This is a genomic window from Aeromonas sp. R4-1, assembly GCF_040908325.1.
GTDB classification, from domain to species: Bacteria; Pseudomonadota; Gammaproteobacteria; order Enterobacterales; family Aeromonadaceae; genus Aeromonas; species Aeromonas veronii.
Genome location: NZ_JBFODM010000099.1, coordinates 72,700 through 93,156, shown reverse-complemented (window position 1 = coordinate 93,156; position 20,457 = coordinate 72,700). Strand labels below are relative to the sequence as shown.

Annotated in this window: 22 protein-coding genes and 1 riboswitch; of the genes, 18 read left to right on the top strand and 4 right to left on the bottom strand. The window is 60.5% G+C overall.

What is annotated here, in order from left to right; genetic code table 11:
• Nucleotides 1-150: 150 nt before the first annotated feature.
• Nucleotides 151-486, top strand: coding sequence for an Hpt domain-containing protein (locus tag AB5Y90_RS19855; RefSeq protein WP_005353511.1), 336 nt, complete (start codon nt 151-153; stop codon nt 484-486).
• Between the two features lie 39 nt (nt 487-525).
• Here AB5Y90_RS19855 and yvcK read toward each other — a convergent pair whose 3' ends face one another.
• Nucleotides 526-1,440 (bottom strand): uridine diphosphate-N-acetylglucosamine-binding protein YvcK, encoded by a 915-nt coding sequence (gene yvcK / locus AB5Y90_RS19850; RefSeq protein WP_019446542.1) that lies wholly within the window; start codon nt 1,438-1,440, stop codon nt 526-528.
• Between the two features lie 113 nt (nt 1,441-1,553).
• Between yvcK and AB5Y90_RS19845 the strand changes: the two genes are divergently transcribed.
• Entirely contained in the window at nt 1,554-2,738 is a 1,185-nt protein-coding gene (locus tag AB5Y90_RS19845) for an FIST signal transduction protein (protein WP_307896426.1), read from the top strand.
• A gap of 31 nt (nt 2,739-2,769) precedes the next feature.
• A complete protein-coding gene (locus AB5Y90_RS19840; protein WP_307896427.1) occupies nt 2,770-4,866 on the top strand; it encodes an ATP-binding protein in 2,097 nt (698 codons plus the stop codon).
• A gap of 248 nt (nt 4,867-5,114) precedes the next feature.
• Here the strand turns inward: AB5Y90_RS19840 and AB5Y90_RS19835 are convergent, their stop codons facing one another.
• From AB5Y90_RS19835 to narQ, 3 genes are all read right to left on the bottom strand, one after another.
• Nucleotides 5,115-5,690 carry an LON peptidase substrate-binding domain-containing protein gene (locus AB5Y90_RS19835; RefSeq protein ID WP_005334473.1) on the bottom strand — a complete coding sequence of 192 codons (576 nt, stop codon included), beginning with the start codon at nt 5,688-5,690 and terminating at the stop codon, nt 5,115-5,117.
• 103 nt (nt 5,691-5,793) lie between these two features.
• Nucleotides 5,794-6,432, bottom strand: coding sequence for a two-component system response regulator NarL (narL, locus tag AB5Y90_RS19830; RefSeq protein ID WP_005334471.1), 639 nt, complete (start codon nt 6,430-6,432; stop codon nt 5,794-5,796).
• Complete coding sequence (gene narQ / locus AB5Y90_RS19825) at nt 6,432-8,144, bottom strand: nitrate/nitrite two-component system sensor histidine kinase NarQ (RefSeq protein ID WP_201937096.1); 1,713 nt, start codon at nt 8,142-8,144, stop codon at nt 6,432-6,434. The genes narL and narQ overlap by 1 nt, the downstream gene beginning before the upstream one ends.
• A gap of 78 nt (nt 8,145-8,222) precedes the next feature.
• Nucleotides 8,223-8,363, top strand: a riboswitch (molybdenum cofactor riboswitch).
• On the opposite strand from narQ, the gene moaA reads away from it, so the two are divergent.
• The 15 genes from moaA to modC all read left to right on the top strand — a co-directional run bounded on the left by moaA (nt 8,351) and on the right by modC (nt 20,399).
• Nucleotides 8,351-9,346 carry a GTP 3',8-cyclase MoaA gene (gene moaA, locus AB5Y90_RS19820; RefSeq protein ID WP_041202199.1) on the top strand — a complete coding sequence of 332 codons (996 nt, stop codon included), beginning with the start codon at nt 8,351-8,353 and terminating at the stop codon, nt 9,344-9,346. Its footprint overlaps the riboswitch before it by 13 nt.
• 238 nt (nt 9,347-9,584) lie before the next feature.
• Complete coding sequence (gene napF / locus AB5Y90_RS19815) at nt 9,585-10,127, top strand: ferredoxin-type protein NapF (protein ID WP_219595302.1); 543 nt, start codon at nt 9,585-9,587, stop codon at nt 10,125-10,127.
• A 29-nt stretch (nt 10,128-10,156) separates the two neighbouring features.
• Nucleotides 10,157-10,411, top strand: a complete 255-nt coding sequence (locus tag AB5Y90_RS19810) for a chaperone NapD (protein ID WP_031227438.1) — start codon at nt 10,157-10,159, stop codon at nt 10,409-10,411.
• Between the two features lie 101 nt (nt 10,412-10,512).
• Nucleotides 10,513-13,002: a nitrate reductase catalytic subunit NapA gene (gene napA, locus AB5Y90_RS19805; protein ID WP_088869498.1), complete on the top strand. Its 2,490-nt coding sequence runs from the start codon at nt 10,513-10,515 to the stop codon at nt 13,000-13,002.
• A 16-nt stretch (nt 13,003-13,018) separates the two neighbouring features.
• Nucleotides 13,019-13,756 (top strand): ferredoxin-type protein NapG, encoded by a 738-nt coding sequence (gene napG, locus AB5Y90_RS19800; protein WP_100653339.1) that lies wholly within the window; start codon nt 13,019-13,021, stop codon nt 13,754-13,756.
• Nucleotides 13,753-14,628 carry a quinol dehydrogenase ferredoxin subunit NapH gene (gene napH, locus AB5Y90_RS19795; protein ID WP_368167581.1) on the top strand — a complete coding sequence of 292 codons (876 nt, stop codon included), beginning with the start codon at nt 13,753-13,755 and terminating at the stop codon, nt 14,626-14,628. The genes napG and napH overlap by 4 nt, the downstream gene beginning before the upstream one ends.
• Nucleotides 14,628-15,083 carry a nitrate reductase cytochrome c-type subunit gene (locus AB5Y90_RS19790; protein WP_005334452.1) on the top strand — a complete coding sequence of 152 codons (456 nt, stop codon included), beginning with the start codon at nt 14,628-14,630 and terminating at the stop codon, nt 15,081-15,083. The genes napH and AB5Y90_RS19790 overlap by 1 nt, the downstream gene beginning before the upstream one ends.
• 11 nt (nt 15,084-15,094) lie before the next feature.
• Complete coding sequence (locus AB5Y90_RS19785; RefSeq protein WP_005353459.1) at nt 15,095-15,685, top strand: cytochrome c3 family protein; 591 nt, start codon at nt 15,095-15,097, stop codon at nt 15,683-15,685.
• 250 nt (nt 15,686-15,935) lie between these two features.
• Complete coding sequence (gene moaB / locus AB5Y90_RS19780) at nt 15,936-16,442, top strand: molybdenum cofactor biosynthesis protein B (RefSeq protein WP_110302480.1); 507 nt, start codon at nt 15,936-15,938, stop codon at nt 16,440-16,442.
• Between the two features lie 9 nt (nt 16,443-16,451).
• A complete protein-coding gene (gene moaC, locus AB5Y90_RS19775; RefSeq protein WP_139460371.1) occupies nt 16,452-16,976 on the top strand; it encodes a cyclic pyranopterin monophosphate synthase MoaC in 525 nt (174 codons plus the stop codon).
• Nucleotides 16,973-17,218: a molybdopterin synthase sulfur carrier subunit gene (moaD, locus tag AB5Y90_RS19770; protein ID WP_107685090.1), complete on the top strand. Its 246-nt coding sequence runs from the start codon at nt 16,973-16,975 to the stop codon at nt 17,216-17,218. Before moaC ends, moaD begins: the two co-directional genes overlap by 4 nt.
• Nucleotides 17,219-17,220: 2 nt before the next feature.
• Nucleotides 17,221-17,694 carry a molybdopterin synthase catalytic subunit MoaE gene (gene moaE / locus AB5Y90_RS19765; RefSeq protein ID WP_139407100.1) on the top strand — a complete coding sequence of 158 codons (474 nt, stop codon included), beginning with the start codon at nt 17,221-17,223 and terminating at the stop codon, nt 17,692-17,694.
• An 87-nt stretch (nt 17,695-17,781) separates the two neighbouring features.
• Complete coding sequence (gene modA / locus AB5Y90_RS19760; RefSeq protein ID WP_307896430.1) at nt 17,782-18,510, top strand: molybdate ABC transporter substrate-binding protein; 729 nt, start codon at nt 17,782-17,784, stop codon at nt 18,508-18,510.
• Nucleotides 18,511-18,621: 111 nt separating this feature from the next.
• Nucleotides 18,622-19,302, top strand: coding sequence for a molybdate ABC transporter permease subunit (gene modB / locus AB5Y90_RS19755; protein WP_005334429.1), 681 nt, complete (start codon nt 18,622-18,624; stop codon nt 19,300-19,302).
• Nucleotides 19,299-20,399 (top strand): molybdenum ABC transporter ATP-binding protein, encoded by a 1,101-nt coding sequence (gene modC / locus AB5Y90_RS19750; RefSeq protein WP_335831706.1) that lies wholly within the window; start codon nt 19,299-19,301, stop codon nt 20,397-20,399. The genes modB and modC overlap by 4 nt, the downstream gene beginning before the upstream one ends.
• Nucleotides 20,400-20,457 lie beyond the last annotated feature (58 nt).

Below are 20,457 nucleotides of genomic sequence, written 5' to 3'. Positions count from 1 at the left end.
GCATCGCTATTTCGATACTGATCACATTTTTTGCCACTTTATTCCCTGAGCCATCCAATCGGGTGCTTCATCACTGCCTGGTCGTGAGCCACGACATCGAAAACTATCTATAGTATGGTCTGTTTGAATACCGTTTTGGAGGAGCCTCGCATGGAGTGGGTGGATCGCAAGGTGTTGCAGCAGCTGGCAGAGGATATCGGTCCGGATATGCTGCCCGTGGTCATCGCAGTCTTTATTGAAGAGGTGGGCGAGCAGCTGAGTCAGCTCAGGCCCCTCTATGAGCAGGGGGAGTGGGAGGCGCTGGCTCGGGTGGCGCACAGCATGAAATCATCCTGTGGCAGCTACGGCGCCATGCCGAGCTATCAGCAGGTGATGGCGCTGGAGATGGCCAGCAAGCAGGCCGATGTGGCCGAGGCTGAGCGCCAGTTGCAACTGCTGGAGGCCTCCTTGCCTCAGGTGCTCGCGTTTCTTGCCGATTATCAGTAACGGCGCCATGCAGGGATGCCGGAGCGCCGTGGCCGTTGCCTAACGCTGGTTGAGCAGTTGCTGGATGATCCGGTCCAGCGCCAGTTTCAGCTTCAACCGATCGTGCCGATGGGGCAGCTCAAGCTCGCCCAGCTCGGCTTCGATCACTCGCCCTTGCCAGTCCCCCGCATCACTCGCGCCCTGTGGGGCCAGGATGGCATCCAGCCGACCCTGACCGACCCGGGACTCCAGCCAGCGACACTGACTCATCAGATCCAGCTGACTGGCAGGGCCGTTCTCCGCCACCAGATTGCAAACGAAAACCAGCATGGCGCTGCTCTCGTTGATGGCCTGGGCGATCTCGGCCAGCAGCAGTGGCGGCATGATGGAGGTGAGAAAACTGCCCGGCCCCAGAATGATCATGTCCGCCTGTTGCAGTGCCAGCACAGCTTCCCGGGTCGCTTGCACCTCCGGCATCAGGCCGAGGGAGAGGGGCGGTGTTGCCAGTTGATCGATGGATACCTCTCCCAGGATCTGGGTGCCACACTCCATATGGGCGCAGAGATCGGTGGGAAATTCAGACATGGGTAGCAATTGTGACTCGATTTTGAGCATGTCACTGATCAGCTTGATAGCATCAAGAGGACGGACACAGAGATTATCGAGCGCCAGCAGCATCAGGTTGCCAAGGTTGTGGCCCGCCAGCTCGCCTTTGCCGGCGAAGCGGTATTCGAACAACAGGCTGCCGATACTGGGATCGGTCACCAGCTGGTTCAGGCAGTTGCGCAGATCGCCCCAGGCGATGCACTCCTGACTCTTGCGCAGGCGTCCAGTCGAGCCGCCATCATCTGTGGTGGTGACGATGCCGGTGAGCCGTTGACCGAGAAACGAGAGGGACGAAAGCACTCGTCCCATGCCATGGCCACCACCGATGGCAACGACCCGATCGAAGTCATTGATGTTTTTTTGCCACATATGGGCGTCCTGTCATTGGTCTCAGTTGACCGCTATGTTAGCAAGCGAAGCGAGATAATTGTTTGATAAAGGTATGATTTTTGCTTGAGGCTGCCATTCGATAAAACAAGGAGATGGTGTTGAAATTTCTGACCGTTCACTCCCTCGCCCAGGATTCATCGCTGGCGGCCCAAGATATCTGCGCGCAGCTGCGCCACCATGCCGATCAGGCCCCCTCCCTGCTGTTACTCTATTTTACCCAAGCCCATGAGGGGGCGATACTGCGCGACGCGCTCAAACGCCAGTTCCCGACGACCCGCCTGCTTGGGTGCAGCTCTTGCGGTGGTGTCATGACCGAGATGGGACACCACGCCCGAGACGGATATGGGCTGGCCGTTGCTGCTCTGTACGATGAGAAAGGGGCATTCGGGGTAGCCGGTGCCAGCGGTGACGGGGTGGATGTGCGGCAGTTGCTGCGCCGAGCCATGAGCGACTGTGGTCGGCCGGGCGAGCTGCCCCAGTTGATCCTGTTTCATGCCAGTCCCGGCAAGGAAGAGGGGCTGCTGGCCGGTATCGAGGCCGAACTCGGTGCCTCGGTGCCGGTGGTCGGTGGATCCGCGGCTGATAGTAGCGTCAGCGGTGACTGGCAGCTCTGCTGGGATGAGGCGGTGGCTCAGGATGGCATCGGTCTGGCGGTGCTCTATCCCGATTGCCAGCTCGCTTTTCAGTTTCACTCCGGTTATGTGCCTGCCGAATTCAGCGGCGAGATCACCGCCTGCAGCGGGCGGGAGGTACTCACCATCGATCACCAGCCTGCCGCCGAGGTCTATGCCCGCTGGTGCGGGCGCGAGCAGCCCTGGCCGGTAGGGGCGATTTTGCGGGAGACCACGCTCACCCCGCTGGCTCGTCAGGTGGGAGCACTGGATGGCATTCCTTACTACAAACTCTCCCATCCTGAAGCGGTGACCGAACAGGGCGGGCTGCGGCTCTTTACCGATGTGGTGCAAGGGGAGCGTCTGCTGTTGATGTACAGCAGTCAGGAAGGGTTGCTGCAGCGCAGCCTCAATGCCATGCGTATCGAGCCAGGGTATGGGGTCGACGTGGAATTGCAGCCCATCGGCGCGCTCATCATCTTTTGTGCTGGTTGCCGTTTGGCGCTAGGTGATATGTTGTGCCAATTTGTCGAGCAGAGCCAGGCTCGCCTCGGCAAGATCCCCTTTATCACCCCCTTTACCTTCGGCGAGCAGGGGCGGCTGCCCAATGGCGAGCTGGCCCACGGCAACCTGATGGTATCGAGCGTGATTTTCCTGACCCGTTGAGTCGGCAGAACATAACAGAGCAGGCAACAAGATGATTGGCAACAGTGAACTGGAAGCCCTCGGCGACAAATTGCAGACCACGCTGGTCGACCTTATGCGTTGCCGCGAGCGCGAGGCCAAGTATCGCCACGAGTCTCAGACTCTGCTGGGGGGCGTTGCCACCCTCGCCGATGCCAAGACGCTGGAGCAGGTGCTGGAGAGCCTTATCCAGGTGCTTAAACCCTTTATCGGCTTTGAGCACGCGGATGTAGTGGCCTGGGAAGGGGAGCAGGGGAGTACCCACCTCAGTACCGAGCCAATGCTATCAGCCCGCAGCTGGCGCATGACCCCGGCATTTGCCCGCGCCATCTCGGGTGAAACCTTGGTGATTTACGATCCCGCCCAGCTGCCTGAGCTTGCGCCGCTGGCGAGCGAGCCGGGCTGGGCCAGCGTGATGCTGACCGGGCTGCAGGCCCCCGGCTTTACCGCTACCCTCATCTGCCGCCACGCTCGGGCGGGCACCTTCGATCTCACCAGCAAGGCCGCCATGGAGCGTTGCCGCCCGCTTATCGCCCAGGCGCTGGTCAACATCACCTATCGGGCCCGGTTGCAGGAGCAGGTCGCGGTAAAAACCGAAGCGCTGCAGGCCAGCGAACGCCGTTTTCGCAGCTTCGCCGCCATGGCTTCAGACTGGTTCTGGGAGACAGATGCCGAGCATCGCCTTAGTTACGCCTCAGAGCCGGGTTATCTGGATGAGATGACCCCGCAGGCGACCCGGCCGACCCTCTATGACTACGTCTGCAACAAGCAGAGCTGCGATGCCCAGAAATACCTGCAGCTTTTGGAGCTGCGCCAGCCGGTGCGAGGGGTGCGGATGCAGGTTGCGCTGCAACACGGCCCCTGCTGGATGGAGGTGAGCGCCGAGCCCTGCTTTGACCATGATGGCCTGTTTATTGGTTATCGCGGCACTGCCCGGGATATCAGCAACCAGATCCGTAGGGAAGAGGAGCTGGCGCGGGCACGGGATGAGGCTGAAGCGGCCAACCGTGCCAAGTCCCAGTTTCTGGCCATGATGACCCACGAGATCCGCTCGCCCATGAATGCGGTGTTGGGGATACTCGATCTGGTGCAGCATGCCGAGCTGGCGCCGGAGCAACAGAGCCTGCTGCGCCATGCCACCCACTCGGCCAGATTGCTGCAAACCATTATCGACGACGTGCTCGATTTTTCGAAAATCGAGTCGCAAACCCTGGTGTTTCACTGCGAGACCCTGCAACCCGTCCAGCTTTGCCAATCTCTGGTCGAGCCGCTGCAAGCTCGCGCGACCGCCAAGGGGATCGCGCTGGTTTATCGGGTCGATGAGTCTGTGCCCCGGGAGTTACAGGGGGATCCGATGCGTCTGTCGCAGGTGATGGGCAATCTGCTGGACAACGCCCTCAAATTTACCGAGCAGGGGCAGGTGACACTGCACCTGGGTTGGCAGGATGAGAAGCTGCTGATCTCGGTCTCCGACACCGGGATCGGGATCGCTGATGCGGATCAGGCGCTGCTGTTTGAACCCTTCTCCCAGGTCGACAACTCGGCCACCCGGCGTTTTTCTGGTACCGGCCTGGGTCTTGCCATCAGCAAGCGTCTGGTGACGCTTATGGGGGGAGAGATCCACCTGAAGAGTGAGCCGGGCAAGGGAAGCTGTTTCTGGTTCGAGCTGCCCGGTATGGCGCTGCCTTGTCATAGCCAGCCGCAGCGGGAGGAGGGGGCTTCGGCACTGCTGCCACTGGATGTGCTGGTGGTGGAGGACAGCCCGGTAAATCAGCTGGTGGTATCGCTGATGCTGCAAAAACTGGTGGGCAAGGTACGGCTGGCTGCCAATGGTCTGGAGGCGCTGGCGCAGGTGGATGAGCAGCTCCCGGATCTGATCCTGATGGATATGCGGATGCCCCTGATGGACGGACTGGAAGCGACCCGACGCTTGCGTGAGTTGGGATGTACTATGCCTATCGTCGCCCTGACGGCCAATGCGATGGCGGAGGACAAGGCCTGCTGCCTGGTGCAGGGGATGGATGACTTTCTCGCCAAGCCCATCACCTTGTCACGGCTGAGAGAGTGTTTGCAGCGTCACTTTGGTCAGCGGTTGCCGACGCGCGGATAAAAAAAATGGTCAACTTTGTGGGTTGACCAGTTCTTCAGCAAATACTGAAGAGAGCACGGGATAAATCGGGTTGTACAAATCTATATGAAAAATCTGTGCCAACTTTTTTAGACTCTTTTGTGTTCAATTTTGGCCGTTTAGCGCAGCGGCTCTCTCTTGTTATGGCGTTTTGCGTTCCTACTTACTCGCAAAATGCGAATTTCACATTTTCATTATTGGAATAATTGCATTTTGCAACGCTGTTTTTGTCATTGTGAAATCAGGCGATGCAGAAATTTACGGGCCGCTTCGCTGTTTTGTTTGGCAATCAGCATCTGCTTTTCGTAAATCGGCATCGGCAATATCTCGAGCCAGCGTTGGCAGAGCCAGGCGGCATCTTCAAAGCGCTTGTCCGGATAGAGCTCATCAAGCTCCGGATACTGCTCGAACACTTCCCGCAGGCGATTGACCAGCAGCTTGTCGTTGAAATCTGAGTGGGTGCTCGGCCAGTTGGGCAGCATCTCCACCTTGGCCCGGCGCAGGCCCATCTCGTCTGTTTCCATCTCGTGGATACAGAAGCGCTCCAGTCCCAGCACCGTCACACCCAGCAGGCCATCATTGAGGGTGTAGAAGTCTGTCACCTTGACACGGGTGCCCACCGGCAGAATGCGGCCAGATTGTCCCGAGGTGGTCGACTCTTCCATCACGATGCCAAAGCCCTGATCGTTGATGAATGACTCCTTGAGCATCTGCAGGTGGCGTGGCTCGAACAGACGCAGAGGAAGCTTGCCGCCCGGCAGTATGTGGGAAGGCAAGGGGAACAGTGCCAAAGGTTGTAGTTTCATGTTCCATCCTCCATTGAGTAGTTGCTGAATATGACAATGCAGCGACTGTGCCAGAGAATGAAAAAAGCCACCGGAGGGTGGCTTTTCGGGCGGTTGAGGGCGCTTAGTTGCGCTGCTCCAGATACATGACAGCCGCTTCCACGCGGCTTTGCGCCTCGAGTTTCTTCAGCAGGCTCTTCACGTGAACCTTGACCGTTCCCTCGGAGATATGGAGTACCGAGGCGACCTGTTTGTTGGAGAGGCCTTTTGCAATTTCGCGCAGGATTTGCATTTCGCGACGCGTTAAGCTTTCCAGCTTCTGCTGCAGGTGATCCAGCTCGTAGATGTTTTCGAGATAGGGGCGCAGCGGTTCGCTCAGGATCTGCTTGCCGGTCATCACGTCGGCCAGCTGGGCCAGCAGCAGATCAGGCTCGGTATCCTTGAGCAGGTAGCCGTCGGCACCGGCCTTGAGCAAAGCCACCACATCCTGACGGGCATCGGAGACGGTGAGGATCACTACCCGGGAGGTGATCTCCTCGGCGCGCAGCGCCTTGAGGGTATCGAGGCCGGAGAGCCCCTTCATATTGAGGTCGAGCAGGATCAGGTCCGGCTCTGACTCTTTGGCCAGCGCCACGGCATCTGTGCCGTTGGAGGCTTCACCGGTCACCTCCATGTTCTCTTCCAGAGCCAGCAGCTGCACAATCCCTTTGCGCATGAGGGGATGGTCATCTACGACCAGAACTGTGTATTTCATCTCGTCCATCAGGCGTCTCTCGTTAGACTGGTGGGAAAGGTCAGATGCACGCAGGTGCCTTGTGGTTGCTGCTCGTTGATGGTCAGCAGACCGTGCAGTTTGCTGGCGCGCTCGTTCATGATGCTCAACCCGTAATGGTTGATCGCCGAGCTGGCGAGTCCGATCCCGACACCGTCATCTGAAATCTGAACCTCAATGTTACCACTGGCGAGGGTCTCACAGCTAACATCAATCACTTGCGCGTTGGCATGTTTGATGGCATTGAGCACTGCCTCACGGATCAACTGCAAAATGTGGATATGCTGGCCCGCCTCCAGGTCGTTGTCGGCCAGCCCGTAATGGAACCGGATTTCGGCCTGGGTTTGAGGTTGCAGTTGATCAAGCATGACGCGGATCGCTTCCCCCAGATTGGCATCGCCAATGGTGAGACGGAAGGTGCCGAGCAGTTCGCGCAACTGGGTATAGGCATTGCTAAGCCCCTCGTCGATCTGCTGCATCGCCTCCTGCGCCTTGTCATGCTGCCCCTTGGCGTAAGAGCGCTTGAGCAGGGTGGACTGGATCTTGAGATAGGAGAGGGCCTGCGCCAGCGAGTCGTGCAGCTCGCGGGCGATCACCGCCCGCTCCTCCATCAGCAGCAGTCGCTGCTGTTGCAGCAGGGTCTGGTCTTTGTGCAGCACCTGAGCCAGCAGCATGGTGAAGTTTTTAATCAACCGCTCATCGATGGGGTGTTGGCTGATGATGTCGAGGCGGCCGAACTCCTGCTCATCCATCTGCAGATAAAAGCTGGCCACCGCATCGAGATCGCCGGGCCAGCCGGTGCGCCCAGAGATGTAGACCGGCATGGCGTTGTGCTCGAAGCGGGTCAGCCGGATATGGTCGATATGCTGGTGGGCGGCAGCGCGGTCCAGCAGTTTGATGAGGGTACGGGTACTGAGCGGGGCAGCATGCAGCTTCTGGGCGGTCGAGTAGAGAAACGAGAGGGTGTCGTTGGCCTGCTGCAGCTTGGCGGTTTTCTCTTCCACCTTGTTTTCCAGCTCCCGATAGAGCTTACCCAGCTCGTCGGCCATGGTGACGAAGGCGCGCGACAGCTCCCCCAGCTCATTTTCGCCGTGGGCGGGCAGCTTAAGATCGAAATCCTGCCGCTGGATCTGGCGGGCGCAGTAGACCAGCTGGTTGAGGGGGGCGACCACCTGCTGGCGAGTGAAGCGCACCGTGAACCAGGCGATGGTGATGATGGCCAGCAGCCCGAGCCCCTCCGCCAGGGCCAGCATCCGCACCTTGAATTCCACGTGGTACTGCATCTGATTGACGAAATTGTCGATGGCTGCCACAAACTGCTCGGTGTTATCGGTGTACCGTCTGGGAGTGCGATCCTCGATGTGTTGGCGCATCACCTGCCACTGGCCGAGCACCTCGCCATAGGTGCGACGCAGGGAGGCGGGCGTGATCCAGCGCTGGGTCTCCTGCAGCTCTTCGGCGTGCAGGGTCTCTTCAAACTGGGAGAGGCGCCCCAGCACGCTGTCGCCCCGCTCGATTTCGTAGGCCATCCGGTAGGCTTGCATCCGCAGCGAACCGGAGAGGTTGATCGCCTTGGCATCGGGTACCGAGTAGAAGAGGGTGACCATGGCGACCAGCGCGATCAGGCTGGCCATGAAGAGGATCAACACCATGGCGCGGCCAATGGCACTGCTGACCGAATGGACCCTGAACCGTTTTCCCATACTGATGCGCACCTCTGAATAGTGATAAGGACCCCGCAAGATGCGTGGGAGTGTACTCCAACTTGTGTTAGCATCGAAAAACTAGATGAACTCCGAGCGGTTTTGCCTAAGTCCTAGCGATAGGGGGAAACCAGCCGTCAGCCGACGTTCGAGCTGTAAGGGTCAGGAAAGAAATGCCCTGGCCTCCCGTATTTGGAAAGGTGTTTATGTTGCCACTTGAAGATGGTTTTTCCCGTCGTTTTTACTATTTGCGTCTGTCAGTGACCGATGTGTGCAATTTCCGTTGCACCTATTGCTTGCCTGACGGTTATCGCCCCCCAGAAGGTCACAAAGCGGGGCGTCAACCCTTTCTCTCGATTGACGAGATCCGCCGCGTGGTCAGCGGTTTTGCCGCCATGGGTACCCGCAAGGTGCGCATCACGGGGGGCGAGCCCTCCCTGCGCCGCGATTTCACCGAGATCGTCAAGGTGATTGCCACCACCCCGGGCATCGAGAAGGTCGCCATGACCACCAACGGCTATCGCCTCAAGGAGCGGGCTCAGGAGTGGTTTGATGCAGGACTCAACGCGCTGAATGTCAGTGTCGACAGTCTCGACCCGCGCCAGTTTCACCAGATCACCGGCGAGAACAAGCTGGCCGAAGTGATGGAGGGGATCGAAGCAGCACTGGCCGCCGGTTTCAAATCGGTGAAGATCAATGCGGTGCTGCTCAAGGGGCTCAACGACTACCAGCTCGATGCCTTTCTGGGCTGGATCAGGCACAAGCCTATCGAGCTGCGCTTTATCGAGCTGATGCAGACCGGCGAGATGGATACCCTGTTTCGTGACCACCATGTCAGCGGCGAACAGATCAAACAGCGCTTGCTGGAGAGCGGTTGGGTGCAGCAGTTGCGGGGCACGGATGACGGTCCAGCGCAGGTCTTTATGCACCCCGATTCGCAAGGTGGGGTGGGGCTCATCATGCCCTATAGCAAGGATTTCTGTGCCGGTTGCAACCGGCTGCGGGTCTCCTCGCTGGGGAAGCTGCATCTGTGCCTGTTTGGCGACAACGGTATCGACCTGCGGGATCTGCTCGGTGCAGATGGGCAATCTGATGAGCTGCAACAGCGCATTCGCGCGGCACTGGCGGGCAAGAGTGCCACCCATCGTCTCCATGAGGGCAATGCCGGCATCACCCCTCATCTCGCCTCGATCGGCGGATAACCGCAAAAATCGCCAACGATTAAATAGCAATCCTCACATGGAGGTATTTTAACCGACACCTCCATTTTTATTGCGCTGCAAGGCTTTGATCTGGCGCAAGAATCCCCCCTGTTTATCTCTCTGGTGGTATATCCCTTACCTTGTCAGGGCCGCAATATACACCCACTCTTATAATTGGTATCAAGAATGCCAATCATGGACTCGCACTGTCCCCTTTTTCACCAGAACAGGAGTCAACATGCCGGATGAGATCGATCTTGCCCGCCGCGGCCTGTTCCGGGGGCGGCTGAGAACTGCCGAACCGCCGGTGCAGTTGCCCTGGTCAGTCAACTGGTCGGCATTTGTCGCCGACTGCACCCGCTGCGGGGACTGTCTGGCGGCCTGTCCGGAGCAGATCCTGGTGAATGGCGAGGGCGGTTTTCCGGTGGTCGATTTCCAGCGTGGCGAATGCACCTTCTGCACCGAGTGCGCCACGGTCTGCACGGCGCCTGTGTTTCGCCCGACCAGCGAGTCCCCCTGGCACTACAAGGCCCATATCGAGGCCAACTGTCTGGCCAATGGTCAGGTGTTCTGCCAGCGCTGTCAGGACAGCTGCGAGCCCAATGCCATTCGTTTTATTCCGGTGCTGGGGCGTGTGCCCACCCCGACGGTCGAGCCGGATCGCTGTAATGGCTGCGGCGCCTGTGTGCAGGATTGTCCGGTTGGCAGCATCAAGGTCGACGGGCGAGCCGCCCCATCCGGTGGTGCGAGCCAGCCCACCCTCAAGCAGGAGTCAGAATGAGTCAGAAGCCGTGTGACACAGAAGCCACAATGGATCAGGAGTTCCATGTATCGAGTCTGGTGGTGCTGACCCAGCCCCCTTTGCGCCATCAGCTCGCCGAGCAGATTGGCGCCCTTGAAGGGGCCGAGATCCACGCCGTCAGTGACGAGGGCAAGCTGGTCGTGACCCTGGAAGGTCCGAGCCAGCGGCCGATCATGGCGGCCATTGATGCGATACAGGCGATGCCGGGCGTGCTCTCTGCCGCCCTGATTTACCACCAGTTCGATGAACTGGGCGGTCACTGAAAAGAGTGATGGGATGCCGGGCGTGCCCTCTGCCGCTGATGGCTGGCTCCCGTTCGACAGATTCGACAACTATTACGCGATAAGCAATGTGAGGATATGCCATGAAGCTGAGTCGACGCGACTTTATGAAGGCCAACGCGGTGGCAGCTGCCGCTGCCGTGGCCGGTGTCAGTGCCCCCACGCTGGCAGCCAATCTCATCACCAGTACCGACAAGACTGCCATCCATTGGGATAAGGCTCCCTGCCGCTTCTGCGGTACCGGCTGCTCCGTGCTGGTGGGCTCTCAGGATGGTCGGGTCGTGGCGACTCAGGGCGACCCCGATGCGCCGGTTAACCGTGGCCTCAACTGCATCAAGGGTTACTTCCTCTCCAAGATCATGTACGGCCAGGATCGTCTCACCCAGCCGATGCTGCGGATGAAGAACGGCCAGTTTGACAAGGATGGCGACTTCGCCCCCATCAGCTGGGATCAGGCGTTCGACATCATGGCCGAGAAGTTCAAGGCGACCCTGAAAGAGAAGGGGCCGACCGCCGTCGGCATGTTCGGCTCCGGCCAGTGGACCGTCTGGGAAGGTTACGCCGCCGCCAAGCTGATGAAGGCCGGTTTCCGCTCCAACAACATTGACCCCAATGCTCGTCACTGCATGGCCTCTGCGGTTGTCGGCTTCATGCGTACCTTCGGCATGGACGAACCGATGGGCTGCTACGACGATATCGAGCAGGCCGATGCGTTCGTGCTGTGGGGCTCCAACATGGCCGAGATGCACCCCATCCTCTGGTCGCGGATGTCCGATCGCCGCCTCTCCAACCCGGATGTGCAGGTGCACGTGCTCTCGACCTTCGAGCACCGCAGCTTCGAGCTGGCGGACAACGGCATGGTGTTCACCCCGCAGACCGATCTGGCGATCCTCAACTATGTCGCCAACTACATCATCCAGAACGACAAGGTGAACTGGGACTTCGTCAACAAGCACACCGTGTTCAAGAAGGGGGTCACCGACATCGGTTACGGCCTGCGCCCGACCGATCCGCTGCAGCAGAAAGCGAAGAACCCGGACAGCGGCGATGCCACTCCGATGACCTTCGAGGAGTTTGCCAAGTTCGTGGCGGATTACGATGTGGAGTCGGTCTCCAAGCTCTCCGGCGTCTCCAAAGAGAAGCTGGAAAAGCTGGCCAAGCTCTATGCCGACCCGGGCAAGAAGGTGGTCTCCTACTGGACCATGGGTTTCAACCAGCATACCCGTGGCGTCTGGGCCAACAACCTCTGCTACAACATCCACCTGCTGACCGGCAAGATCTCCGAGCCGGGTAATGGTCCTTTCTCCCTGACCGGTCAGCCCTCTGCCTGTGGCACCGCCCGTGAAGTGGGCACCTTTGCCCACCGTCTGCCTGCCGACATGGTGGTGACCGAGCCCAAACACCGCGCCATTGCCGAGCAGATCTGGAAACTGCCGGAGGGGACCATTCCCGACAAGGTGGGTTTCCACGCCGTGCTGCAGGATCGCATGCTCAAAGATGGCAAGCTCAACGCCTACTGGGTGATGTGTAACAACAACATGCAGGCCGGCCCCAACATGAATACCGATCGCCTGCCTGGCTATCGCGATCCGCGCAACTTCATCGTGGTCTCTGACCCTTACCCGACCGTCACTGCCCAGGCCGCTGACCTCATTCTGCCCACCGCCATGTGGGTGGAGAAAGAGGGGGCCTACGGCAACGCCGAGCGCCGCACCCAGTTCTGGCACCAGCAGGTGAAAGCGCCGGAAGGGGCCAAGTCCGACTTGTGGCAGCTGATGGAGTTCTCCAAGCGCTTCAAAGTCGAGGAAGTGTGGCCGGCTGAGCTGATTGCCAAGATGCCGGAAGTGAAGGGCAAAACCCTGTTCGATGTGCTCTATGCCAACGGTCAGGTCAACCAGTTCCCGAAAGAGCAGAGCAAAGGTCTGCTGAACGACGAAGCCGAGCACTTCGGGTTCTACGTCCAGAAGGGGTTGTTCGAGGAGTACGCCACCTTCGGTCGTGGCCACGGTCACGATCTGGCTCCGTTCGATCAGTACCACGAAGCCCGTGGTCTGCGTTGGCCTGTGGTAGATGGCAAAGAGACCCTGTGGCGCTATCGCGAAGGGTTCGACCCCTATGTGAAAGCGGGCGAGGGGGTGCGTTTTTATGGCAAGCCCGATGGCAAGGCGGTCATCTTCGCCCTGCCGTTCGAGCCCGCCGCCGAGTCGCCGGATAAAGAGTACGACCTGTGGCTCTCCACCGGCCGCGTGCTGGAGCACTGGCACACCGGCACCATGACCCGTCGGGTGCCCGAGCTTTATCGCGCCTTCCCGGATGCGGTGCTCTTCATGCACCCGGACGATGCCAAGGCCCGTGGCGTGCGTCGTGGCGAAGAGGTGATCGTCTCCTCCCGCCGTGGCGAGGTGAAGACCCGGGTCGAGACCCGTGGTCGCAACCGTCCGCCGAAAGGACTGGTCTTCATGCCCTTCTTTGATGCGAGCCAGCTGGTCAACAAGCTGACCCTGGACGCCACCGATCCGCTCTCGAAAGAGACCGATTACAAGAAGTGCGCCGTCAAGGTGATGAAGGCTTAAGGCGGGGGAGTACGAGATGAGTCGTAGTCGTCGCCAGTTTCTGGCCGACATGGCCAAGGGGGCCTGCGGTGTGGGCCTGCTTGGCGTGGGGCTCGGTGGCGTGGCCCGCCAGCAAGCACAAGCTGTGCCTGCCCAAGCGCTGCGTCCGCCTGCCGCTCTCGATGAAGCAGAGTTCCTCAGCGCCTGCGTGCGCTGCGGGCTCTGCGTCGAGGCGTGCCCCTACGACACCCTCAAGCTCGCCCGGCTGTTTGACCCTGTGACCACTGGCACCCCCTATTTCAAGGCGCGTGCCGTGCCCTGCGAGATGTGTGATGACATCCCTTGTGTGGTGGCCTGTCCGAGCGGGGCGCTGGATCAGCAGATGACCGACATCGATCAAGCCCGGATGGGGGTGGCAGTGCTCATCGATCACGAGACCTGCCTCAACTATCTGGGGCTGCGCTGCGATGTCTGCTATCGGGTCTGTCCGCTGATTGACAAGGCGATCACTCTTGAGCTGCAGCATAACCAGCGTACCGGCAAGCACGCCATGTTCCTGCCCACGGTACACAGCGATGTCTGCACCGGCTGTGGCAAGTGCGAGCATGCCTGCGTGCTGGAGGAGGCCGCCATCAAGGTGGTGCCACGCCAGCTCGCTAAAGGTGAGCTGGGTCATCACTACCGGCTCGGCTGGGAAGAGAAGGCCAAGGCGGGGAACAAGTCGCTCATCGGCGACAGGCTCACCCTGCCCACCCGCAAACCGGAGGGGTTATGAGTCGTTATCCGGGGGAAGAGGCTCGTATCAAGCTGGGGTGGTGGCGTGCTCACCGCTTCCTGCTGCTGCGTCGGCTGAGTCAGTTGAGCGTGCTCGGGCTGTTTCTGCTGGGGCCGCTGGCGGGTGTCTGGATCCTCAAGGGCAACCTCTCCAGCTCGCTGTTGCTGGAGACGGTGCCGCTGACCGATCCCCTCACGCTGTTGCAGTCGCTGGCGGCGGGTCACTGGCCCATCACCACTCTCTGGCTGGGGGCTGCCATTGTGCTGGCCGGCTACTGGCTGGTTGGGGGACGAGTGTTCTGCTCCTGGGTCTGTCCGGTCAACCTCATCACGGATGCGGCGGCCTGGCTCCGGGGGCGCCTTGGCCTCAAGGGCAATGGCCAGTTCAGCCGTGCGACCCGCTACTGGCTGCTGGCCATGGTGCTGGTGGTGCCAGCGGTGGTCGGGGTGATGGCGTGGGAGTTGGTCAATCCGGTGTCGCTCGCCATGCGCGGCTTGCTGTTTGGCATGGGGGCGGGCTGGGCCCTGCTTGCAGCGCTATTCCTGTTCGATCTCTTCGTGGTTGAGCGGGGCTGGTGCGGTCATCTCTGTCCGGTGGGGGCCTTCTATGCCCTGGTCAACCGGGTCGGATTTATCAAGATTTCTGCCAAGGGGCGCGAGCGGTGCAACAACTGCATGGATTGTTATGCGGTCTGCCCGGAGCGTCCCATCCTGCGCGGGCCTGTTCATGGTGCCAAGCGCGGTCACGGGCCCTTGATTGCGGCTCAGGAGTGTACCAGCTGTGGCCGCTGCATCGATGTCTGCGCGGAACAAGTTTTTGAAATCACTGTAGGTTTTGCCGTCAAGGCAGAAAAAACGTCGGAGAACAAATAATGAAAAAGCTGATTGGAGCAATGCTGGCCTGCCTGATGGCGGGATCCTTGATGGCAGCGGCCCCCGAGATCACCAACAGTACCGGTGGCCTCAAGTCCGAGCGTGGCGCCACCGATCTGGTGACCGATGCCACCGCCGCGCCCCTGAAAAACTTCCGCAAGGATGGCGCGCCCTATGATCGCCAGTACATGCATCAGCCGCCGCTGATCCCCCACGACATTCGCAACTATGAGGTGGACACCAAGGTCAACAAGTGCCTGGCTTGCCACAGCTTCAAGAATGCCAGCGCCATGAAGGCTCCCAAGATCAGCCCGACTCACTTCGAGACCCGCGACGGCCTGACCCTGGGTGAAGTGTCGCCGCGTCGCTACTTCTGCCTGCAGTGCCATGTACCGCAAGCGGATGCCAAGCCGCTGGTGGAAAATACCTTTAAACCGGTTGAAGCGCTGAACTGAGGAATCCATAGATGAAATTACCCGGCTTTATCCAGCGTCTGTGGACCACCTTCAAGTCACCATCGAAGGCGGCTCTCTGGGTCATCCTGCTGATGGGCTTCTTCGGTGGCGTGATTTTCTGGGGTGGCTTCAACACCGCCATGGAAGCATCCAACACCGAGGCCTTCTGCACCAGCTGTCACGAGATGAAGGACAACGTGTTCGAGGAGTACCGCGACACCATCCACTACGCCAACCGCTCCGGCGTGCGTGCCAGCTGCCCGGATTGTCACGTACCCCATGAGTGGACCTACAAGATCATCCGCAAAGTGCAGGCTTCCAAGGAGCTGTGGGGCATGATCACCGGCAAGGTGGATACCCGCGAGAAGTTCGAGTCGCACCGGCGCGAGATGGCGGAGCGGGAGTGGCAACGAATGAAAGAGACCGATTCGCGCGAGTGCCGCAACTGCCACAACTTCGAGTACATGGACTTCTCCCTGCAGGGGCAGCGTGCCGCCAAGATGCACTCTACCAATCTGGCCAGTGGTGAAAGTACCTGCATCGACTGTCACAAGGGGATCGCTCACCAGCTGCCCGACATGACCGGGGTGAAAGGGTTCTGATCCTGCGACGACAGGCCGGGTTTACCCGGCCTGCGTTTTGTTCATATATGGGACAAGCATCAGATTTGTGTGTCTTTTAAATCCCATATCTCGTGAAACCTTTGATAGAATCAGCCCGCCGTCACACGCTTGAGCAAGTTGGTCACCCCTGTCTGCGTCAGTTTTTGCGCCCTGACAGTCTGACAGCTGGCCTCTCATACCCCTTCTCTTCCTGCCTCGTTGACGGCCCATAGCCACAAGGAGCTGCCCGATGGGACAGAAACACAACGTATTTATTCCCCTCAAGATCGCCGTGCTGACGGTCTCCGACAGCCGCACTGCCGCCGATGACAGCTCGGGCGACTATCTGGTCTCGGCCCTTACCGACGCGGGCCATCAGCTGGCCGATCGGGCACTCTGCCCGGACAACCTGTTTCGCATCCGCGCGCGGGTGAGCGAGTGGATCGCCGATGAGGGGGTGCAGGTGGTACTGATTAACGGCGGTACCGGCTTCAATGAACAGAACCGGGTACCGGAAGCGGTCGGTGTGCTGTTCGAACGCACCGTACAGGGTTTTGGCGAGATGTTCCGTCAGCTCTCTTTTGCCGAGATTAAAGGCTCCGCCATGCAGAGCCGTGCACTGGCGGGACTCGCCAATCGCACCCTGATCTGCTGCCTGCCGGGCTCCACCGGCGCCTGTCGGCTGGGTTGGGAGCAACTGATCCGCGATCAGCTCGATGCCCGCACCAAGCCGTGCAACTTTGTCTCCCACCTCTGAGAGCAAACGATGAACCAGACCGATCCCAAGCAGACCCAGCCCAACCTGACGCATCTGAACCAGAGCGGCGAAGCCCATATGGTGGATGTGACCGACAAGCAGGTGACCGAGCGTGAAGCCCGTGCCGAAGCGTTTGTTGCCATGGCCCCCGAGACGCTGGCGCTGATCCTGAGCGGCCAGCACCACAAGGGGGACGTGTTCGCCACCGCCCGCATCGCCGGCATCATGGCCGCCAAGAAGACCTCCGATCTCATCCCCCTCTGTCATCCGCTGGCCTTGACCAAAGTCGAGGTGGAGATAGTGCCGCTGGCCGAGCAGAATCGGGTGCATATCCGCACCCTCTGCAAGCTCTCCGGCAAGACCGGGGTGGAGATGGAGGCGCTGACGGCGGCATCTGTTGCGGCGTTGACCATCTACGACATGTGCAAGGCGGTGCAAAAGGACATGGTGATCGAACAGGTGCGGCTGGTAGAGAAAAAGGGCGGCAAGTCTGGCCATTTTCAGTTGGGCTCAACGAGCGGGGAACAAGCATGATCAAGGTACTGTTTTTTGCGCAAGTAAGAGAGCTGGTAGCGTGTGACGAGCTGAACCTGCCGTGCGACTACGCCACCGCCGAACAACTGCGCGCGGCGCTCTGTGAGCGCGGCGACAAGTGGGCGCTGGCGCTGGAAGCAGGCAAGCTCTTGGTCGCGGTCAATCAGACCTTGGTGCCCCTCGATACCCCCATCAATGATGGCGATGAGGTGGCCTTCTTCCCGCCGGTGACCGGAGGTTAAGGATGAGCGAGGCAACCATGACCGATCGCATTATGGTCCAGCGGGAGGATTTCTCGCTGGCGGACGAATATGCCCGTCTCGCCACCCGCCCCGACAGTGGCGCCATCGTCACCTTCGTTGGCAAGGTTCGCGACTTCAATCAGGGGGAGGAGGTGAAGGGGTTGGCCCTCGAGCACTACCCCGGCATGACCGAGAAGGCGCTGGCCGATATCGTGCAGGAGGCCCGTCGCCGCTGGCCGCTGCAGGAGTGTACCCTCATTCATCGTATCGGCGAGTTGTGGCTTGGCGATCAGATCGTGCTGGTGGCGGTGAGCAGTGCCCACCGCGACGCCGCCTTTGACGCCTGTCACTTCATCATGGATTTCTTGAAAACCCGGGCGCCGTTCTGGAAAAAAGAGCTGACCGCCGAGGGTGTGCAACGCTGGGTCGAGGCCAAGGAGAGCGACAACGCCGCCGCTGCCCGCTGGCAAGCCTGACCTGTTCATCACGAGGGGCGCAGGTTCAACGGGAACCACGGCCCCGCCAAGGGGCGCGGATGTGCGGGCCCCATCAGGAGAAAGGGAATGAAACCGTTGTTATCTGTTGTCATCGCCGGTGTCTGCGCCGCCACCTTGCATACCGGTGTCGTGCAGGCTGATGAAGTGAAAGTGGCCGTGGCCGCCAACTTCAAGGGAACCATCGAGCGTATCGGTAAGGAGTTCACCGCCAAGACCGGCCACACCCTGGCTATCTCGTCTGCCGCCACCGGGGTGCTCTACACCCAGATCAGTCACGGCGCACCGTTCGATCTCTTCCTCTCCGCCGATGCGGCGACCCCCGAGAAGCTGGAAAAAGAGGGCAAGGGGAGCGATCGCTTCACCTACGCCATCGGCCAGCTGGGGGTGTGGAAGAAGGGGGGGCCAGCCCCTGACGAGGCGACCCTGCGCAATTGGAAGGGCAACCTCGCCATCGCCAATGCCCGCACAGCTCCCTATGGTGCTGCCGCCATGGCGACCCTCACCCATCTCAAAATCGATCCCAAGCAGTACCGGTTGCTGACCGGCGCCAACATCGGCCAGACCTGGCAATTTGTCGACACCGGCAATGCCGAACTGGGCTTTGTCGCCTGGGCCAATCTGGTGGAAGCGGACAAGACCGGTGAAGCCTGGGCCGTACCGGCTGACTTCTATCCCCCCATCGAACAGCAGGGGCTGGTATTGAAGAAAGGGAGTGCGGTCGAGGCACTGGTCGCCTGGCTCAAGGGGCCGGGTCAGGCGCAGATCAAGGCAGCTGGTTATGCCCTGCCCCAATAAGGGGATGGGCCTGATGTGATACCCTGAGTGGTCGGCCTTCGGGTCGGCCACTCTTTGCAATAAGGATAGATACCATGCTGTTGGGGGCATTTATCAATCGGGAGGTCGGCAATGAGTGAAGGGGATCTGCTGGCGGTCTGGCTCACCCTGAAGCTTGCGGCCTGCACCACAGCGATTTTGCTGTTGCTGGCACCGCCGCTGGCCTGGTGGCTGTCGCGCAGTCAGAACCGCCTGCGGCCGCTGGTGGAGGCGCTGGTGGCACTGCCGTTGGTGCTGCCTCCCACGGTACTGGGTTTTTATCTGCTGCTCGCCTTCTCCCCCGAATATGGCTTCGGCGCCTGGTGGCGCGACACCTTTGGTGCCCCTCTTGCCTTCAGCTTTCTCGGCCTGCTGTTTGCCTCCATCCTCTATTCGCTGCCGTTCGTGGTGCAGCCGCTCACCTCCGCTTTCGTCAACATGGGCAACAAGGAGCTGGAGGCTGCCGCTACCCTGGGGCTTGGCCCGCTGGAGCGCTTCTTCCACATCATCTTGCCGATGACCCTACCCAGCTTTGTGATGGCGGCGGCGCTGGGCTTTGCCCACACCTTGGGGGAGTTTGGCGTGGTGCTGATGATTGGCGGCAATATCCCTGGCGAAACCCAGGTGCTCTCCATCGCCCTGTTTGATCATGTGGAGGCGATGGATTACCGACAAGCCCACTATCTGGCGGGCGGCCTGATGGCCTTCTCGCTGGTGATGCTGGTGCTGGTCTACGGGGTGTTGCAGCGCCGACAGCGGAGAGTGTTTGGATGAACCAGCCCGCTACTATGCCGCCTGTGAACGTGCCGCACCGCCATGCCTTGAACCTCCATGCCCGGCGCGAGTTTGGCCCCTTTACCCTCGATTGTGCACTGACCCTCGAGCTGGGGGGGATCCTCGGCCTGTTTGGCCCCTCAGGCTGCGGCAAGAGCACATTGCTGCGCATCATCGCCGGGCTCGATCGCCAAAACGGGGATCGCTTGCTGTGGCGCGATCGGGAGTATGCTCAACTGCTGCCCGAAGCGCGCCGGATCGGGCTGGTGTTTCAGGACGCGCGCCTCTTTCCCCATCTGACGGTGCTCGGCAATCTGCAACTGGCGGCCCGCAAGGGGCGAGGACGCTGGCAGCCCGAAGCGCTGGCGGCTCGGCTCGGTTTTGCCGATCTGCTGGGGCTGCCTGCCCATGCCCTCTCTGGCGGTCAACGCCAGCGGGTAGCGCTGGGGCGGGCGCTGCTGGCCGAGCCTGATCTGCTGCTGCTCGATGAACCTTTCTCGGCGCTCGATCGGCGCAGCCGCATCCATCAGGCCCATGTGCTCAAGGGGTTGCAGCAGGAGAGCGGCATCCCGATGATCTTCGTCAGCCACGCCATGGAGGAGGTGAGCCTGCTCTGCGATCAGCTGGTGCTGCTGGAAAGTGGCAGGGTGGAGGCGCAGGGACGGCCGAGCGAGATTTTCGCCCGTACCGACCTGTCACTCGCCAGCCGTGACGATGCAGGGGTGATGCTTGATGCGACCCTCTCTCACTACGATGAAGAGGAGCAGATGGCGACCCTGCAGCTCGGTGAGCAGCAACTGCGGGTCACCATGACCCATGTGCCGGATGAGAGCGGCCCCTTGCAGATCAAGGTGGCGGGGCGCGATGTGGTGATCGCTACGGCCCCCATCGAGCACTCCAGTCTCTCCAACTGTCTCGTCACCCGTCTGCTGGCGGTGCGCGAGGTGCGCCCCGGCCAGACCCTGTTGCAGTTGGCGCTGGGTGAGCAGATACTGCTGGCCCGGATCACCAGCCGCTCCGCCAGGCGGCTGGCGCTGGCGCCGGAGCAGCAGATCTACGCTTATATCAAGGCGGTGAGTCTGGTCAGCGAGGGTTGATTGGGCGCCGTGCTGATAACGTGGCAGGATGGCCACGGGCAACATAACAACAAGAGAT

Excerpts from the sequence above, each read along its gene's own strand:
- AB5Y90_RS19840 (WP_307896427.1), top strand. The coding sequence starts at position 2,770 with ATGATTGGCAACAGTGAACTGGAAGCCCTCGGCGACAAATTGCAGACC.
- modB (WP_005334429.1), top strand. The coding sequence starts at position 18,622 with ATGAGTGAAGGGGATCTGCTGGCGGTCTGGCTCACCCTGAAGCTTGCG.
- narQ (WP_201937096.1), bottom strand. The coding sequence starts at position 8,144 with ATGGGAAAACGGTTCAGGGTCCATTCGGTCAGCAGTGCCATTGGCCGC.
- AB5Y90_RS19785 (WP_005353459.1), top strand. The coding sequence starts at position 15,095 with ATGAAATTACCCGGCTTTATCCAGCGTCTGTGGACCACCTTCAAGTCA.
- AB5Y90_RS19855 (WP_005353511.1), top strand. The coding sequence starts at position 151 with ATGGAGTGGGTGGATCGCAAGGTGTTGCAGCAGCTGGCAGAGGATATC.
- moaD (WP_107685090.1), top strand. The coding sequence starts at position 16,973 with ATGATCAAGGTACTGTTTTTTGCGCAAGTAAGAGAGCTGGTAGCGTGT.
- napF (WP_219595302.1), top strand. The coding sequence starts at position 9,585 with ATGCCGGATGAGATCGATCTTGCCCGCCGCGGCCTGTTCCGGGGGCGG.
- modA (WP_307896430.1), top strand. The coding sequence starts at position 17,782 with ATGAAACCGTTGTTATCTGTTGTCATCGCCGGTGTCTGCGCCGCCACC.
- modC (WP_335831706.1), top strand. The coding sequence starts at position 19,299 with ATGAACCAGCCCGCTACTATGCCGCCTGTGAACGTGCCGCACCGCCAT.
- napG (WP_100653339.1), top strand. The coding sequence starts at position 13,019 with ATGAGTCGTAGTCGTCGCCAGTTTCTGGCCGACATGGCCAAGGGGGCC.
- AB5Y90_RS19810 (WP_031227438.1), top strand. The coding sequence starts at position 10,157 with ATGGATCAGGAGTTCCATGTATCGAGTCTGGTGGTGCTGACCCAGCCC.
- moaA (WP_041202199.1), top strand. The coding sequence starts at position 8,351 with ATGTTGCCACTTGAAGATGGTTTTTCCCGTCGTTTTTACTATTTGCGT.
- napH (WP_368167581.1), top strand. The coding sequence starts at position 13,753 with ATGAGTCGTTATCCGGGGGAAGAGGCTCGTATCAAGCTGGGGTGGTGG.
- narL (WP_005334471.1), bottom strand. The coding sequence starts at position 6,432 with ATGGACGAGATGAAATACACAGTTCTGGTCGTAGATGACCATCCCCTC.
- AB5Y90_RS19845 (WP_307896426.1), top strand. The coding sequence starts at position 1,554 with ATGGTGTTGAAATTTCTGACCGTTCACTCCCTCGCCCAGGATTCATCG.
- napA (WP_088869498.1), top strand. The coding sequence starts at position 10,513 with ATGAAGCTGAGTCGACGCGACTTTATGAAGGCCAACGCGGTGGCAGCT.
- moaE (WP_139407100.1), top strand. The coding sequence starts at position 17,221 with ATGAGCGAGGCAACCATGACCGATCGCATTATGGTCCAGCGGGAGGAT.
- AB5Y90_RS19790 (WP_005334452.1), top strand. The coding sequence starts at position 14,628 with ATGAAAAAGCTGATTGGAGCAATGCTGGCCTGCCTGATGGCGGGATCC.
- moaB (WP_110302480.1), top strand. The coding sequence starts at position 15,936 with ATGGGACAGAAACACAACGTATTTATTCCCCTCAAGATCGCCGTGCTG.
- AB5Y90_RS19835 (WP_005334473.1), bottom strand. The coding sequence starts at position 5,690 with ATGAAACTACAACCTTTGGCACTGTTCCCCTTGCCTTCCCACATACTG.
- yvcK (WP_019446542.1), bottom strand. The coding sequence starts at position 1,440 with ATGTGGCAAAAAAACATCAATGACTTCGATCGGGTCGTTGCCATCGGT.
- moaC (WP_139460371.1), top strand. The coding sequence starts at position 16,452 with ATGAACCAGACCGATCCCAAGCAGACCCAGCCCAACCTGACGCATCTG.